The organism is Granulicatella elegans (assembly GCF_020735385.1).
Classification (GTDB): domain Bacteria; phylum Bacillota; class Bacilli; order Lactobacillales; family Aerococcaceae; genus Granulicatella; species Granulicatella elegans_B.
Map to the genome: position 1 here is coordinate 1,747,010 of NZ_CP085953.1, position 15,193 is coordinate 1,762,202.

Below are 15,193 nucleotides of genomic sequence, written 5' to 3' on the forward strand. Positions count from 1 at the left end.
ATTCAAACATGATTTTTAACAATAAGCAAGAAAAAATCATTGGAGCGTAGAATAAAGAAATCTCCCCCATCAAAGTACGCCGATGTCCTTGGTACTTTTTTATATTTTTCATCTCCATTACCTCCTCTATCAGTAAACGGACAGAAAAGATGATGTTAAGAACCAAAATTTTAAAAAAGAATAAAAAAAAATAAAGCCTACCAAGGATTTCTCCCTAGTAGGCATTATCTAATATTATGTTGATTACTACGCTAGCTTATTTCGCGTTTTTTCTGAAGTATCCTGTGATAGCAAGTGCAAGTCCAGATAATCCTAATACAATTCCATATATGAATAGATTTGAATTATCTCCTGTTTCTGGTAACTTGGTGTTTGCTATAGGTTTCTTTGGATTATCGCTTGGCTCTTCAGGTTTTTGTGGGTCTGGATTTACAGGTTTTTCTGGGTTGTCGCTTGGATCTTCAGGTTTTTCTGGATTATCGCTTGGATTTACAGGTTTCTTTGGTTCTGGTTTTACAGTTTTTTTATCATAAATTGCATAAACTTTCATATCTTTATTTACAATTGTATCACCAGTAAACGCTGTACCTTTTCCATCAGACTGTGTATTCCACTCTTTGAATACGTAGCCTTCTTTAGCTGGATTTTTCGGCATAGATTCTGTATATAATGCGTCACCTGAAATAGACTTACCATTTTCTACTTTTACCTTAGCGTATTCCTTATCACCATTGATAAATGTAACAGTATTTTGTGTTGGTTCTGGTATTGGTACATAATCTTTTGTATAAATGGCATACACAGTCATATTTCCATTTACAACAGTATCCCCTGTAAATGCTGTACCTTTTCCATCAGCCTGTGTATTCCACTCCTTGAAGATATATCCTGCCTTAGCTGGATACTTCGGCATGGACTGGTCAGTCAACGCATCCGTATCAATAGCCTTACCAGTTTCCACTTTCACAGTTGCATGCGTCTTATCGCCGTCTTTGAAAGTAACAGTGTTTTGAGCTGGTTTCTTCACTTTAAAGCTATAAGAAATCAAGTTAGGCTTTGTTTTATCTGCCGCACTGTCACGTCCAGCCTCACTTTGCTTAGCAGCGAAATACAAATGCACGTGCGCCGCATTTGTATTGTTAGAAGACAAGTCTTGGCTTCGAGCTGTAGCCCATTCAAAGAATCCGGAAGCAGTTCCACGAAGAGTAATATTTTTATTCTCTGTGGCAGTTGAACTAACTGATAAGCCAGAAACCGAGATCTTTATATTACTCGTGTCAAGCTTCCTTAGCTTTTCAATAGTATCCTTCCACTTCGCTGTTTTCCCTCGTTTATCTTCTTTTAATCTAAGTGATACTATAAGGATTTTTTTACCGTTCTCATTCTTAACTTCGGTAGTAACATCAAACCCATCAAGACCCGATAGAGTTGCACTTGGATTGTTTACATCAACACCCTCTGGAATATCAAGTGTATAAACAATTTGAGAATCAAAAGTACCATAAGAATCATGCTCTTGTTTAATCTCTTCATCGCTCATATACCCGGTACGTGTTCGATCCAAGGTAAATCCCATAATATAACGTTTAAACCATGAAGCATTCACTGTGAAATCTAACGGTAGTGCTTCACCAGGCTTGTATTCATCAACTGAAGTAGAATCTTTCGAGTCTTTCTTTTTAATATCCGCATAAACAGTCAGTTTCATAGGATTTTTTATTTCATCCTGCGTTAGCAATTCTGCAGCTGTGAACTTATAAGGATTAACTCGATCAGGTATAGGTTCTGTTGAAGGTCTATCTTTAAATGGTGGTGCATACGTATCCTCACCAACCAAATAGCCAAACCTATAAAATGCCATATAATCCAAAATTTTGATTCCGTATTCTGTTTCAGAAATACCTGTGCTCGGGAATGCATCAACGCTGCCATTTCCCCCTGCGTAGATTCCTAGCTTGCTTAATGCAGTTTGTCTTGGCTTCAAAACATATTTTGGCAAAACACCATAATACGTTTTGTTTTGTGAATTAGTGATGCTGATCTTTTCTAAATCCGACCAATAAGTGTCATTGATTACTTTAGAAGGCTGAGCTATAGTCGGTTGCCCGTTTGCGTCCAATTGAGCAAGACTAGTCAACGCGTTATCATTAGTAACAGTATCACTGCCTTCAGCAAACGCTGAAGTTGCACTAGCTCCAATAAGTAAGACCGATGTAGCCATCAATAGACCCATTGTCTTTTTTACTAATGTTTTCATCTTATACCTCCATATAATTTTTATTTTGTTTCTTCCATATAACCCCCACCTATTTCATGGAAAACACCTCCTTAAAAGTGTTAGCATAAAACAATCTAGATATAAAAAAATGTGCATTTTCCAATGCTTTACGCACAGAAAAATGCACACTAAATAAAAGGTTGTTTAAGCATATTACAACCTTGTCTTGTCTTGTCTTGTCTTGTCTTGTCTTGTCTTGTCTTGTCTTGTCTTGTCCATTATGGTCACTTCCTTAACATAAATGTCAACACTTTTTCAAAAATATTATAACATTTTCTTATAATTTCTTCAATATGCTAATATTCTCACGAATTTTCTTTCAAAAACAAGGGTGCAAAAATAAAATTTTTCATAAGTGCAGTTGCACCCTTACTTTTTCTAACCCTATCTCAATGTACAAAAAAAATAGGTTGTTCGACAAATCCCAAAATAAAGAATGATTTTAAAAATATTCTTTATTTATCTTTCACACGATTCGCAATCCATTTAAACAAAGCTGTTGCGAAAATGGCAATCAAAATTGAATTCATCATACTTAAAATCCAACCATTAATAAAAACAACTGCCGTAGAAGCTTGATAGAAAAAGACCTCTAAGGTCGGTAAAATCAAACCAAAAATAATTACATTCGCAACCACTTGAATCACATTAAACCGTAAAGCATCATGACGAGAAAAAGTACCCGATAAAAACGACTTACGACGAATGCCTAAACCAAAAACATACCCAAGCATCCCTACAGAAATCGCAATCGCAACCCATTGCTCTGTCGTTCCTAATAACAAATCAATTAAAATCGTTGAAACACCAACAACAGCAGCAAATAACGAACCAGCTAAACCAGCTACAATCGCTAATAAAATATAAAAGAAGTTGATTTCCACTCCTTCAAAAAAAGGCACTGTAATCCCTACATAGTGATAACTAAGAACTAAAACAATTAATGAAACAATATGAAGAAGACCAGTTTTTATGAATTTATTTTCTTTCATCATTTTTCTCCTCTACTTTGACTCTTCACCAATAATTTTTACTTCTGGTTCTAGCGTTACTTGGAATTGTTCAAATACAACTTCTTGAACATGTTGAATCACCGCTAAATAATCCGTAGCAGTTGCATGATCAATATTCACAATAAAGCCTGCATGCTTTTTAGACACTTGAGCGCCCCCAATTTGAAATCCTTGAAGTCCAGCATCTTGGATTAATTTTCCAGTAAAATGCCCTTCTGGACGTTTAAAGACACTTCCACAAGAAGGATATTCTAAAGGTTGTTTACTTTCACGTAAATGCGTTAATTCTTCCATTTTAGCTTGAATCATTTCCTTTTGCCCTGCTCTTAGATTAAAGCAGACGTCAATGACTAAATCTCCACTTTCTTGTAAGGCACTATGACGATATGAAAACTTTAATTCTTCATTCGTTAAACGTTTGATTTCACCAGTACGAGTTACAACATCGACATATTCAACCACTTCGCAAACTTCTCCGCCATAAGCACCTGCATTCATATACATGGCTCCCCCAACACTTCCTGGGATACCACATGCGAATTCTAATCCTGTTAAAGAATGTTCTGATGCGCATTTTGTCACTTCAATTAAAGATACTCCAGCTTCCGCTAAAACTTTATTTCCCATTACTTTCATAGCAGTCATTTCATTTAATAAAATAACCGCTCCTTTAATACCACCATCTCTAACGATAACATTACTGGCATTCCCTAGTACGGTAATAGGAATTTGTTTTTCTTGCAAGGCTGTAATAATTTTTGCTGTTTCATGTTTATCTTTTGGAAAAATTAAACATTCAGCTTCTCCACCTGTTCTAGTAAAAGTATATTTTTTTAAAGGTTCATGGAAGCATACTTTTACTTCTGGAAATTGCCCTTTCCACCATTCTTTCATCTTTTTCTCTCCTATTTTGCAATATCTTTTTTATGATACTATTCATCAGTTTCTACGTCAAATGATAAAAATCCTTCAGGTGCTTTTGCATGTGCTAATCTCTCACAAATAAAATGACTTAATAAACTAGACATAGGAGAAACTGGGTTATCCTCCTGCGTTTGAACAGCAATAATAAAGGAATGAACAATACTTTCAAATCCTCTCTTATACAAAGTTGAATCCCATGATGAAAAATGATCTTTAATTTCTTCTCCGCCTTGATAAATGGTCAAATCTGTTAAATTTTGTAATGAAAAAGTACCCGTTTCAGCTTGAACTTCAATTCTTTCAAGATTAGCACCCGAAGCTGTATTCATCATTACAATGGCTGATTGTTCTTCATTTTCTAAATAAATTGTGCATTGTTCAATCATACCACGATTTTTCTTATAATAAAATGACCCACGTTTTGGTTTTTCATCCATTAAAAATAATGCTGTATCTAAAGGATGAATAAAAACATCAAAAATACGTGTACGATTATCAAAACTTGGAATCGTACAATTCTTTTCTGTAATAATTCTCTTCTTATGAGGGACATTTTTTAATTCCACTACTTTTGGAGCGAAACGTCGATTCAATCCTGCTGTTAAGAAAGTTTGATTTTCTTTGGCTAAACGATATAATTCAACTGTTTCATCATAACTTGGGGCAATTGGTTTATCTAAATAAACAGGTATTCCTTTTTCTAAAAATTGCTTTGCAACTTCAACATGAGCCTCTGTTGAAACATGAATCATAACCCCATCTAAGTCAAACTGTAATAATTCCTCTACACTACTACACGGAATACAACGTCCTAATAATTTTGATTCTCGTTGTAAAACTTCTACATTTCTAGTACACATATACCATTTCACATTGCCAATTGAGCGCATTACTGGTAAATAGGCTTTTTGTGCAATCGCACCAATCCCAACTACTCCAATATTTAACACGAGAACTCCCCCTAATCATTAATCTTCTTTTAAATGATGTAATAATTGATGAACAATCAACGCTGATTTACGACCTGCTTCAACAATAAATGTATCAAAATCAACGGCTGATGTTCCTTTTTGTGGCATATCCGAGATTGCTCTAACAACAATGACTGGCGTTTGTAAGGCATAACAAGCTTGCGCAATAGAAGCTCCTTCCATTTCAGTTGCTAAAACATCCGGGAAATGTTTTAAAATTAATAATCGTTGATCTTCACGATGAATAAAACTATCTGATGAAACGACTAATCCTTTAAATACAGACAAATTCAATTCTGACTGAATTTCTTTAATGACATCATCTTCAATTACTTGAGCTTGGAAACGTGCAGGCATCCCTGGCATTTGTCCATATTCATATTGAAAGGCTGTTACATCAGCATCACTATACGCTAATTCTGTAGCAACAACAATATCTCCAATATTCATTTCTGTTCCAAATCCACCCGCTGATCCTGTATTAATGACCAGTGTCACATTAAAATGATGAATTAATAAAGCAGCTGTCACACTCGACATTACTTTGCCAATACCTGATTGCACTAATACAATCGATACGCCATTTAAACTTCCTTCTAAAAATGTCCATCCTGCAATTTTGACTTCTTTTTCAATTGTCATTTCTTCAGATAGAAGACGTTTTTCCTCTTCCATCGCTGCAATAATTCCGACTTTCATGTATTACTCCCTCTCTAAAAAATAGGCCATTTGAATGACATCATAATATTGACCATTTACTTTCATTTCTTTTTCTTCAATCGCTACTACTTCAAATCCATACTTTTTATATAAAGCAATCGCTGCAACGTTTTCTTGAACAACTGTTAATTTAATTTTTTCAAGAGGTGAATAGTCTTGTGCCCATGACAATAATTCTTCCATTAAGGCACTTCCTAACCCTTGCCCCCAATATTCTTTTAAAATACTAATGCCTAATTCACCCACATGTTGGAATTTTTCTTTTGAATTTCCTCCAATTGAAGCGACTGCAATAATTTCGTGTCCTAATTTTGCAAGCAGCATCATTTGATTATCACTTTCTAAAACAGATTGAATATATAATTCTTCTTGTTGGATACTTAACTCTAATCCTTCTTCACCAAAACTTAAAAATTCCGTTTCTTTGCCAACTTTTTTCGTGTATTCGATTAAAGCTTCTGCATCTTCTACTGACACAACTTCAATTTCTAATTCAACTTTCTCTTGCATTTCTCCACCAACTCTCAAATTGATTCAACCATTTTTCGTATTCTTCACCTATAGCATCAAGTGTAATGGTGCGAGTAGTGAGGGTAGTTTGTTCGATAGAAATAATTAATCGATTCATAGGTAATTCTTCTTCGATAAAATTTGCCCATTCCACCATTACGACACCTTCACGATGAAAATACTCCTCTAACCCAATTTCACTCGCTCCTCCACTTTCTTCAATACGATACATATCCATATGAAATAAAGGCAAGCGACCTTTAGTATACTCACGAATTAAAGTGTAGGTTGGACTTTTAATGACACGTGTAATGTCTAATCCTAAAGCAAATCCTTTTGTAAAAGTCGTTTTACCAGCTCCTAAATCTCCAGATAAAATGATGGTGCTGTTAGCAAAGGCACCTTTTGCTAATAATTCGCCGATTTTCATTGTTTCTTCTTGTGATGTCGTTTGAATTGTAATCGTCATATTGTTCCTCACTTCGGTGAAAATTCCTCAAAAAAAGACAAGAGGTTTACTCCTGTCATTATACCATAATTATCTATTTTATTAGAATTGTTTTTCAAATCCGTTGTATTTAAAAATTAGATTTACATACAATACACTTATATCCCACCAATATAGTAAGTGGCTATATTTATAAAATAGTTGTGTTGAAGACTCCAGTCAATTAAATTTCATTTTTTGCTAAACGAATCAATTTTTGAACTTCAAATGCACGAAGTTCACGATAATCTCCCGGTCTTAAATTTTCTAATGTTAAAAATCCGAATTCTTCACGTTTTAATTTTTGAACGGGTAATTCTACCGCTTCAAACATTTTCTTCACTTGGTGATTCCAACCTTCATGAATTGTTAAAGAAACAATCCCAGTATTTTTTTCCGTATCAACGGATAAAATTTTGGCAACTGCTTTAGAAGTTTTCTTGCCATCAATCCAAATACCTCTTTCTAATTGTCTCATATGACGTGGTGTTGGAACACCTTTTACTTTAGCAATATATTTCTTTTCTACATGATGTTTTGGATGCGTCATTAAATTCGCAAATTCTCCATCATTCGTTAATAAAATTAATCCCGTTGTATCATAGTCTAATCTTCCTACCGGATAGACACGTTGAGAAATATCTTTAAAATAATCACTAATAACCGTACGTCCTCTATCATCTGTTACACTTGATAAAACAGATTTTGGTTTATAAAACATAAAGTAAACAGGCTCTTCTTTATAAATTGGAATGCCATCTACTTCAATTTTATCGGATTGAGATACTTTGTATCCTAATTCTCTAACAACTGTGCCATTTACTTTTACACGACCTTCTTCAATAAAGGCTTCACATTTTCTACGAGATGCAATTCCAGCATGCGCCATGACTTTTTGTAATCTTTCCACTAGATACTCCTTCTTCCCTTACGAAATGTTTTCTTCCTCTTGATGCATTTGTTCTAATTCTGCAAACAAGTCTTCATTATTTTTAAATAATTGCTTACTTTCTTCTTGATTTAATTCTAGTAATGATTCAACATCTGGTAATTGATCCAATGTTTCTAATCCAAAATAATCCATAAAATAAGTGGTCGTACGATATAATTTTGGACGCCCTGGACTATCCATTCGACCTGCTTCTTCAATTAAATCTCTTAATAATAATTTTTGAATCGATCCACTACATTGAACTCCACGTATGCTTTCCACTTCTAATCTTGTGATTGGTTGCTTATAAGCAATAATGGCCAATGTTTCAAGAGCTGCACTAGATAATTGAGAAGAAAATGGAGAAACAGCATATTTTTCAAGGTATGGTTTTAATGATGCTTTCGTCACAAACTTATATCGTTGTGCCGTTAAAATCAATTCTAAACCACTTGTTTCATCTTTTAATTGTTCCATTAATTCTTCCAATAGTTGTCGAACTGCCGTTTTATCAATGCCAACGACATAACTAATTTCTTCTAGTGTTAAGCCATCATCTCCTGCTACAAATAATAAAGCTTGAATTGCTGCTAAATAATTATTCACTAAATGCACCACCTTTATCGAAAGTTTCTAAAACAATATCTTCATAAGGTACATGTTGTACCAATCGAATTTTATGTTCCCTTACTAATTGTAACATCGCCAAAAATGTTGTTACAATGGCATGACGATGAAACGAAGGAAAACATTTATCAAATCGAATACTTTTTTGAGGATTTTCTTGAATTTTTGTTAAAATCGAATCCATCATTTCCTCTACCGTATGTGTTTCATGTTGAATATTTGCTTGTAGAGGCATTTTATCAAGATTTCTTCTTGCGATTTTCTTTAATGCATTCCATAAATCTTGAGTCGTTACTTGACCTTCTTGTAATGGAATAATTTCTTGAAGAGCAGATAAATCACTTGCTTCTTTTCCATAATGCATGCCTCTTTGAACCGAAAGTTCTTCCAGTTTTTTGGCACCTTCTTGGAATTGCTTATATTCCATTAATTTTTCAACTAACTCATCCCTAGGATCTTCTTCTACCTCAACTTCATCCATTTCCACTTTTGGTTTCGGTAAAAGCATTCTTGCTTTAATTTCTAATAAAGTTGCTGCCATTAATAAATACTCGCTAGCGACTTCTAATTCCATTTCTTGCATGGAATGAATATAGGATAAATATTGATGCGTTAATTCCACCATTGGAATGTTATAAATATCAATTTTCATCTCTTTAATTAAATGTAATAACAAATCCATTGGGCCTTCAAATTCCCCAATTCGTAGCGTTAACGCATCCACTTTCTCTACTCCTATTCTAATTAATAAATTTCAATGACTTTACGAACTAAACCTTTGAATGATTCTTTCACACGTTGAGTTGTTTCTACAACTTCTTCATGGTTTAAGTTTGCTTGTAATCCTGCTGCTAGGTTTGTAATACAAGAAATACCAATCACTTTAATTCCTGAATGGTTCGCAATAATAACTTCAGGAACCGTTGACATCCCAACTGCATCTCCACCTAATACTTGGACCATACGAACTTCCGCTGGTGTTTCATAAGTTGGCCCAGATAAACCTGTATAAACTCCTTCTTGTAATGGTACTCCTACTTCTTTAGCTGCTTTACGAACAACTTCTTGTCCGTATACATGATAAGCATGTGACATATCAGGGAAACGAGGTCCAAAGCGGTCATCATTTGCACCAATTAATGGATTTGTACCTGTAATATTCATATGATCTGTAATTAACATTAAGTCACCAGGTTTGAAGTTTGGATTACTTCCTCCAGCTGAATTTGTCACAATCATCGTTTCCACTTCTAATAACTTCATTAAACGAATTGGGAACGTAACTGTTTCCATTGGATATCCTTCATAAAAATGGAAACGTCCATCCATAATTAAAACTTTTTTACCTGATAATTCTCCGTATACTAAACGTCCAGCGTGACCTACTACTGTCGATACTGGGAAGTTTGGAATATCTTTGTAATCGAAGATAACTGAATTTTCAACTTCCGTTGCTAATTCTCCTAGTCCAGACCCTAAAATTAATCCAAAATCAATCCCTTGAACTCCATTACTTTGTAAAAATTGTTTTGTTTCTAATAATTGATCATATAAAGCCATGCTATTCTTTCCTCTCTTTTTTTAGATAATTTAAAAAAGAAGTGGAAATCCAATAATGGAACTCATTGAATTTCCACAATGTATTATTGTAATTCATTTAAGAAGCTTTGTCCGTTTCCTGTTGAAGATACGCCAAAGTTTTCAGAAATTGTTTCAGCAATATCTGAGAAATGTCCTTGAGTTAAACGTGTTGGATGTTGAAGTGATTTGCTAATTGCTAAAACTGGAATATACTCACGAGTATGGTCAGTTCCTGGGAATGTAGGGTCATTACCATGGTCAGCAGTAATAATTAATAAATCATCTTCATGCATATGTTCTAAAATTTCTGGAATACGTGCATCGAATTCTTCTAATGCTTTACCATATCCAACAGTATCTCTACGGTGTCCATAAGCAGCATCGAAGTCTACTAAGTTTAAGAAGCTCATTCCAGTGAAATCTTTTTTCAAGATATCTACGAATTTATCAACACCATCCATATTGTTTTTAGTACGTACAAATTCAGTAATTCCTTGACCATTGAAAATGTCATTAATTTTACCAATCGCAATAACATCAAATCCTTTTTCTTTTAAGAAATCTAATGTTGTTTGACCAAATGGACTTAATGCATAGTCATGACGGTTTGAAGTACGTTGGAAGTTACCTGGTGTTCCAATATATGGACGAGCAATAATACGACCAATCATATATGGATCGTCTTTTGTAATTTCTCTTGTATATTCACAAATACGGTATAATTCTTCTAATGGAATAATTTCTTCATGAGCTGCAATTTGTAATACTGGGTCAGCACTTGTATAAACGATTAAATCACCTGTTTCCATTTGATGTTTACCAAAATCATCAATAACAGCTGTTCCACTATATGGTTGATTACATACAATATTTCTTCCAGAAAACTCTATAATTTTATCTAATAAATCTTGAGGGAATCCATCAGGGAATACTCTAAATGGTGTTTTAATATTTAATCCCATTAATTCCCAGTGACCTGTCATTGTATCTTTTCCTACAGAAACTTCTTCTAATTTCGTATAGCTTCCTTTTGGATTTTCGACTGGTGGTACAGTTTTTAATGAAGCGATATTTCCTAATCCATAAGCTTGCATATTTGGAACATTTAATCCAACAGTTTCAGAAATATGTCCTAATGTATGAGAACCTGCATCATTAAATGCAGCAGCATCTGGTGCTTCTCCAATCCCTACTGAGTCCATTACAATTACGTGAATTCTTTTAAATTTCATCTGACATTCTTCTTTCTGTATAAAATTTTATTTTTTCGCACGAGGGTGCGCTTGTTGATAAATTTCCTTCATACGTTCATTTGTTAAATGCGTATAAATTTGAGTCGTACTAATATCGCTATGTCCTAATAATTCTTGCACAATTCTCAAATCAGCCCCGGCTTCTAAAATATGCGTTGCAAATGAATGGCGCAATGTATGGGGGCTTACTTCTTTATGAACGCCTGCTTCTTGAACAATTTTCTTTAAATTTTTCCAAAAACCTTGTCTTGTAAATCCATTTCCACGATGATTTAAAAACAAATATTCCACTGGATTTGACTCCTGTTCTAACACCACTCTTGCATAAGTTAAATAATGCTGAACCCAATTAGTGGCAGCTTGCCCAATTGGAATAATTCTTTGTTTATTTCCTTTACCAATTGTTTGAAGAAATCCTAATTCTAAATGCAAGTCACTAAGTTTTAAAGTAATTAACTCACTAACACGCATTCCAGTTGCATAAAGGAGTTCTAACATAGCTTTATCTCTTAATCCTAATACGGTTGAAGTATCACAGGAATTTAAAACTTGAGTAACTTCATCAACCGTTAGAGCTTTTGGCAACGTCTTACTCGTTTTAGGAACTTTCAGGGGTTGTACTGGATTTGTTTCCACCAATTGTTCCTGTTGTAAAAATTTAAAGAACTTTTTTAAGCAACTAATCATTCTACTCGTAGAACTTGTCGCATAGCCATCCTGTTTTAAAGCTTGTAAAAATAACACAATCAGAGAATAATCGACTTCTTTCCAATCTCGAATCTGATGTTCTTTCAAAAATTGGTAAAATTTCATTAAATCTCTTTGATAACTCATGACTGTATTTTGAGATAATCCTTGAATTGCTAATGAATCTACAAAATAATCCAAATTACGTTGCATGAGTTTCACCTTCTCTACATTTTTGACAAATACCGTGGAAAGTTAAACGATGATCTTCTACTTTAAAATGAAATCGTTCTTCAACGATTTTCTCTACTTCACCTAATAAGTTTTCATGAATTTCTTCAATATTTCCACATTTATTACATAGTAAATGATGATGGAAGCGATTCGATTCATCTCGTTTTAAATCATAACGAGCTAATCCATCATCGAAAACAACTCGATAAGTAATATTTAAATCTGTTAAAATTTCTAATGTACGATAGACTGTTGCTAATCCAATATCAGGATATTTCCGTTTAACAAGCATATATATAGCTTCAGCACTCAGATGGTCATCTTCTTTTTCTAATAAAATTGCAACGGTTGCTTGTCTTTGAGGAGTTAATTTAAAACCCTCTTCTTGCAATTTCTTTTTGATGCCTTCCATTGTTAACACAGTCCTATCCCTCCATTTCAATTCTTATTCTTCTTCGACTAATTGAATAAATCCTTCTGATTGTGTAATCTTTTTCGCTTTTAACAAGGAACCAATCGCACGTTTGAATTGTCCCTTACTAATTCCAAAAATTTCTTTTATAATCGTTGGATCTGTTTTATCCCAATATGGCAAAGTATGTGTTGGACGATTTCTTAACATTGTTAAAATCATTTCAGCATCATCCCCAATTGCTTCAAAGGCTCTTGGTCTCATAGACACATTTAATACACCATCTGGTCGAACACCAATCACTCGTACATTGATGAATTCACCAAGTGTTGGTTCATATAATCGTTCACTTGGATGTAAGAAGCATCGATACCCTTCTTCTGTCATTAAAAATGTTCCTACTAATTTTACATTCGTTACAGTTGCAGATACATCTTTATTTTTCAACGTTTGATTCGCTCTAATAGATTTGGCTTTTAACTCTGTTCCATCCCCCATAGTTGCCCAAGTACGATTTTTCTTATCTTTAATTAAAGTTACATATAATCGATTATTTTTCTTTGGCCATAATTCTTTTAAGTTTGGTAATTCATCTAATGAAACAACCATGTCTTTATCAGGCAGTCCAATAGATACAAATACGCCCAAATCTTTTCTTACTTGAGTAACCGTTGCCCATCCATAAGTTTCATTGGTTACTTCTGGAATATCAAGGGTCATGATTTTCTTACGATCACTATTTTCATATACAAAGCCTGTCACGACATCACCGATGGCTAAAGTTACATCGGATTTTTTTGAAACACGATACGTTTCACCTTGTTTTTGAACAAAGTAAGCTTTATCATTTTCATCCGTCACAATAGCTTGAATAATAGTAGATAAATCACTTGTCATCGCTTTCCCTCCTTTACTTATTTAGCATTCCTATTCTAACACAGAAATCATAAAAGCGAAAATAAAAAAAGCAGTCCCATAGTAGTATAGGAATGTTTTTTTATTTTCGCTTTAGCAAAGCTGCTGGCGTCCTTTTGCTACTTTAGAAAAGTCAATTTCTATTCTATATAAGCTTTCAAATCTTTTAAGAAGCTTGCCACAATTAGAACAATAATTAATCCGATTGGGAATGCTGCAATAATCGCCACAGATTGTAAATTATACATTGAATTTTCTGAGAAAATTAATGCAATCGGTAAAATAATAAACACTACTGCCCAAAACATACGAACACGCTTATCAGAATCATGCGTATCCTTTAAAGTCTTATAAGAATAAGCAGAAATGACTAAAGTCAACGCATCAAATGTTGTTGCATAAAAAGCAATCATTGTCACAGCCAATAAAATCAACCCTAACTGACTTAAAGGCATCGTATCAAAAATTTTCAAAATGATACCTGCATAATCTGGGGTATCCTTAACTAAACTGCTCGAAATATCTAAACCATGTTTTAATTGTTGTGATAAACCATAGTTTCCTAAAATAATAAATGAAGTAAATGTTCCGGCAATCCCACAAGAATAACCCCCTAAAATGGTTTGCTTAATGGTACGACCTTTACTAATACTACCAATAAAGAATGGAGTTGCTACACACCAAACCATCCAATAAGCCCAATAATAAATCGTCCATTTTTGTGGGAATGATGTTTCACGCAACGGATCTAACCAAGTCGCTAATCCAATAAAGTTTTGCGCTAAATTCCCAATAGAGCTGAATCCAGTTTCTAAAATATAAACTGTTTCTCCACCGGCAAATAAGAAGTATGCTAATAAAGCAAAGAATAAATAGGAACAATAAGTTGCTAATTTAGAAACAGCTTCTATTCCTAATAACACTGTTGAAGTGTAAACTAAAGCAATTAATAATAAAATAACAATCGTTGCCCCAGTTGAGTTTTCAAACCCAAAAACATGACCCATTGCTGCTGATAATAAAGGAGTTGCTAATGAGAAAGTTGTTGCAGTTCCAGCAATTAAGGCAAAAATTGCAATTAAATCAATAACTTTACCCATCCATCCATCTACTTTATCTTTTAAAATAGGACGACAAGCTTCAGAGAATTTTTGTTTTTCTACTTTCCTCACATGTAACATAAAACCAAACGCCACAGCTAACATAATGTAAAATCCCCAAGCAATTGGTCCCCAGTGGAATAGTGGAAATGTAGGAGCCCATCTTTGAACGCCACCTAATTGAGCTACATAGTCTTCATTGGCATATAGTGCCCATTCACATAAAGAATAGAACAAAATATCCGCAGCCATTGTAGAAGTAAAAATCATCACTCCCCATTGGAATGAAGTGTATTCAGGTTTTTCTCCTTTCCCTAAAACAATAGAACCATATTTTGAAAAAGCAACATACATACTACAACTAAAAATCCCCACTCCTAAAAGCGCATAATAAATACTAAATTGATCTCCTAGCCAAGTACGAATACCTCCTAAAATCAATGATGATTGTTCTGGAATTACTAAAAATAGTACTCCTAAAAATAGTACCCCTAATAAAGGTATGATGGTAGAAACCCAGTCAATTTCTTGATGTAATCTCTTTTTCATG

16 protein-coding genes are annotated in these 15,193 nt (G+C 34.0%); all 16 read right to left on the reverse strand.

Annotation, left to right across the window (positions count from 1 at the left end; translation table 11 throughout):
• Positions 1-256: 256 nt before the first annotated feature.
• Positions 257-2,257 carry an InlB B-repeat-containing protein gene (locus LK443_RS08630; protein ID WP_227931508.1) on the reverse strand — a complete coding sequence of 667 codons (2,001 nt, stop codon included), beginning with the start codon at positions 2,255-2,257 and terminating at the stop codon, positions 257-259.
• 476 nt (positions 2,258-2,733) lie between these two features.
• Positions 2,734-3,270, reverse strand: coding sequence for an ECF transporter S component (locus tag LK443_RS08635; protein WP_227931509.1), 537 nt, complete (start codon positions 3,268-3,270; stop codon positions 2,734-2,736).
• 12 nt (positions 3,271-3,282) lie between these two features.
• Positions 3,283-4,185 (reverse strand): UDP-N-acetylmuramate dehydrogenase, encoded by a 903-nt coding sequence (gene murB, locus LK443_RS08640; protein ID WP_227931510.1) that lies wholly within the window; start codon positions 4,183-4,185, stop codon positions 3,283-3,285.
• 38 nt (positions 4,186-4,223) lie between these two features.
• Entirely contained in the window at positions 4,224-5,165 is a 942-nt protein-coding gene (locus LK443_RS08645) for a Gfo/Idh/MocA family protein (RefSeq protein ID WP_227931511.1), read from the reverse strand.
• Positions 5,166-5,183: 18 nt separating this feature from the next.
• Complete coding sequence (locus LK443_RS08650) at positions 5,184-5,885, reverse strand: 5'-methylthioadenosine/adenosylhomocysteine nucleosidase (RefSeq protein ID WP_227931512.1); 702 nt, start codon at positions 5,883-5,885, stop codon at positions 5,184-5,186.
• Between the two features lie 3 nt (positions 5,886-5,888).
• Positions 5,889-6,416: a GNAT family N-acetyltransferase gene (locus tag LK443_RS08655; RefSeq protein WP_227931513.1), complete on the reverse strand. Its 528-nt coding sequence runs from the start codon at positions 6,414-6,416 to the stop codon at positions 5,889-5,891.
• The gene (tsaE, locus tag LK443_RS08660; RefSeq protein WP_227931514.1) at positions 6,400-6,885 is read right to left on the reverse strand and encodes a tRNA (adenosine(37)-N6)-threonylcarbamoyltransferase complex ATPase subunit type 1 TsaE; all 486 of its coding nucleotides are present in this window, start codon (positions 6,883-6,885) and stop codon (positions 6,400-6,402) included. Before tsaE ends, LK443_RS08655 begins: the two co-directional genes overlap by 17 nt.
• A gap of 202 nt (positions 6,886-7,087) precedes the next feature.
• Entirely contained in the window at positions 7,088-7,813 is a 726-nt protein-coding gene (locus LK443_RS08665; protein ID WP_227931515.1) for a pseudouridine synthase, read from the reverse strand.
• 18 nt (positions 7,814-7,831) lie between these two features.
• Complete coding sequence (scpB, locus tag LK443_RS08670; protein ID WP_227931516.1) at positions 7,832-8,440, reverse strand: SMC-Scp complex subunit ScpB; 609 nt, start codon at positions 8,438-8,440, stop codon at positions 7,832-7,834.
• Positions 8,433-9,185 carry a segregation and condensation protein A gene (locus LK443_RS08675; RefSeq protein ID WP_227931517.1) on the reverse strand — a complete coding sequence of 251 codons (753 nt, stop codon included), beginning with the start codon at positions 9,183-9,185 and terminating at the stop codon, positions 8,433-8,435. Before LK443_RS08675 ends, scpB begins: the two co-directional genes overlap by 8 nt.
• 20 nt (positions 9,186-9,205) lie before the next feature.
• Positions 9,206-10,021 carry a purine-nucleoside phosphorylase gene (locus tag LK443_RS08680; protein ID WP_227931518.1) on the reverse strand — a complete coding sequence of 272 codons (816 nt, stop codon included), beginning with the start codon at positions 10,019-10,021 and terminating at the stop codon, positions 9,206-9,208.
• Between the two features lie 83 nt (positions 10,022-10,104).
• On the reverse strand, positions 10,105-11,274 hold the full coding sequence (gene deoB, locus LK443_RS08685) for a phosphopentomutase (protein ID WP_227931519.1): 1,170 nt from the start codon (positions 11,272-11,274) through the stop codon (positions 10,105-10,107).
• A gap of 27 nt (positions 11,275-11,301) precedes the next feature.
• Positions 11,302-12,195 carry a site-specific tyrosine recombinase XerD gene (gene xerD / locus LK443_RS08690; protein WP_227931520.1) on the reverse strand — a complete coding sequence of 298 codons (894 nt, stop codon included), beginning with the start codon at positions 12,193-12,195 and terminating at the stop codon, positions 11,302-11,304.
• Positions 12,185-12,628, reverse strand: a complete 444-nt coding sequence (locus LK443_RS08695) for a Fur family transcriptional regulator (protein WP_227932487.1) — start codon at positions 12,626-12,628, stop codon at positions 12,185-12,187. The genes xerD and LK443_RS08695 overlap by 11 nt, the downstream gene beginning before the upstream one ends.
• Before the next feature lie 33 nt (positions 12,629-12,661).
• Positions 12,662-13,525, reverse strand: coding sequence for a S1 RNA-binding domain-containing protein (locus tag LK443_RS08700; RefSeq protein ID WP_227931521.1), 864 nt, complete (start codon positions 13,523-13,525; stop codon positions 12,662-12,664).
• Positions 13,526-13,683: 158 nt separating this feature from the next.
• Positions 13,684-15,192 (reverse strand): BCCT family transporter, encoded by a 1,509-nt coding sequence (locus LK443_RS08705; RefSeq protein ID WP_227931522.1) that lies wholly within the window; start codon positions 15,190-15,192, stop codon positions 13,684-13,686.
• Between the last annotated feature and the right edge of the window lies 1 nt (position 15,193).

Coding starts and splice junctions, on each gene's coding strand:
- LK443_RS08630 (WP_227931508.1), bottom strand. CDS start 2,257: ATGAAAACATTAGTAAAAAAGACAATGGGTCTATTGATGGCTACATCG.
- LK443_RS08695 (WP_227932487.1), bottom strand. CDS start 12,628: ATGGAAGGCATCAAAAAGAAATTGCAAGAAGAGGGTTTTAAATTAACT.
- xerD (WP_227931520.1), bottom strand. CDS start 12,195: ATGCAACGTAATTTGGATTATTTTGTAGATTCATTAGCAATTCAAGGA.
- murB (WP_227931510.1), bottom strand. CDS start 4,185: ATGAAAGAATGGTGGAAAGGGCAATTTCCAGAAGTAAAAGTATGCTTC.
- LK443_RS08650 (WP_227931512.1), bottom strand. CDS start 5,885: ATGAAAGTCGGAATTATTGCAGCGATGGAAGAGGAAAAACGTCTTCTA.
- LK443_RS08655 (WP_227931513.1), bottom strand. CDS start 6,416: ATGCAAGAGAAAGTTGAATTAGAAATTGAAGTTGTGTCAGTAGAAGAT.
- LK443_RS08705 (WP_227931522.1), bottom strand. CDS start 15,192: ATGAAAAAGAGATTACATCAAGAAATTGACTGGGTTTCTACCATCATA.
- LK443_RS08680 (WP_227931518.1), bottom strand. CDS start 10,021: ATGGCTTTATATGATCAATTATTAGAAACAAAACAATTTTTACAAAGT.
- LK443_RS08700 (WP_227931521.1), bottom strand. CDS start 13,525: ATGACAAGTGATTTATCTACTATTATTCAAGCTATTGTGACGGATGAA.
- LK443_RS08635 (WP_227931509.1), bottom strand. CDS start 3,270: ATGAAAGAAAATAAATTCATAAAAACTGGTCTTCTTCATATTGTTTCA.
- deoB (WP_227931519.1), bottom strand. CDS start 11,274: ATGAAATTTAAAAGAATTCACGTAATTGTAATGGACTCAGTAGGGATT.
- tsaE (WP_227931514.1), bottom strand. CDS start 6,885: ATGACGATTACAATTCAAACGACATCACAAGAAGAAACAATGAAAATC.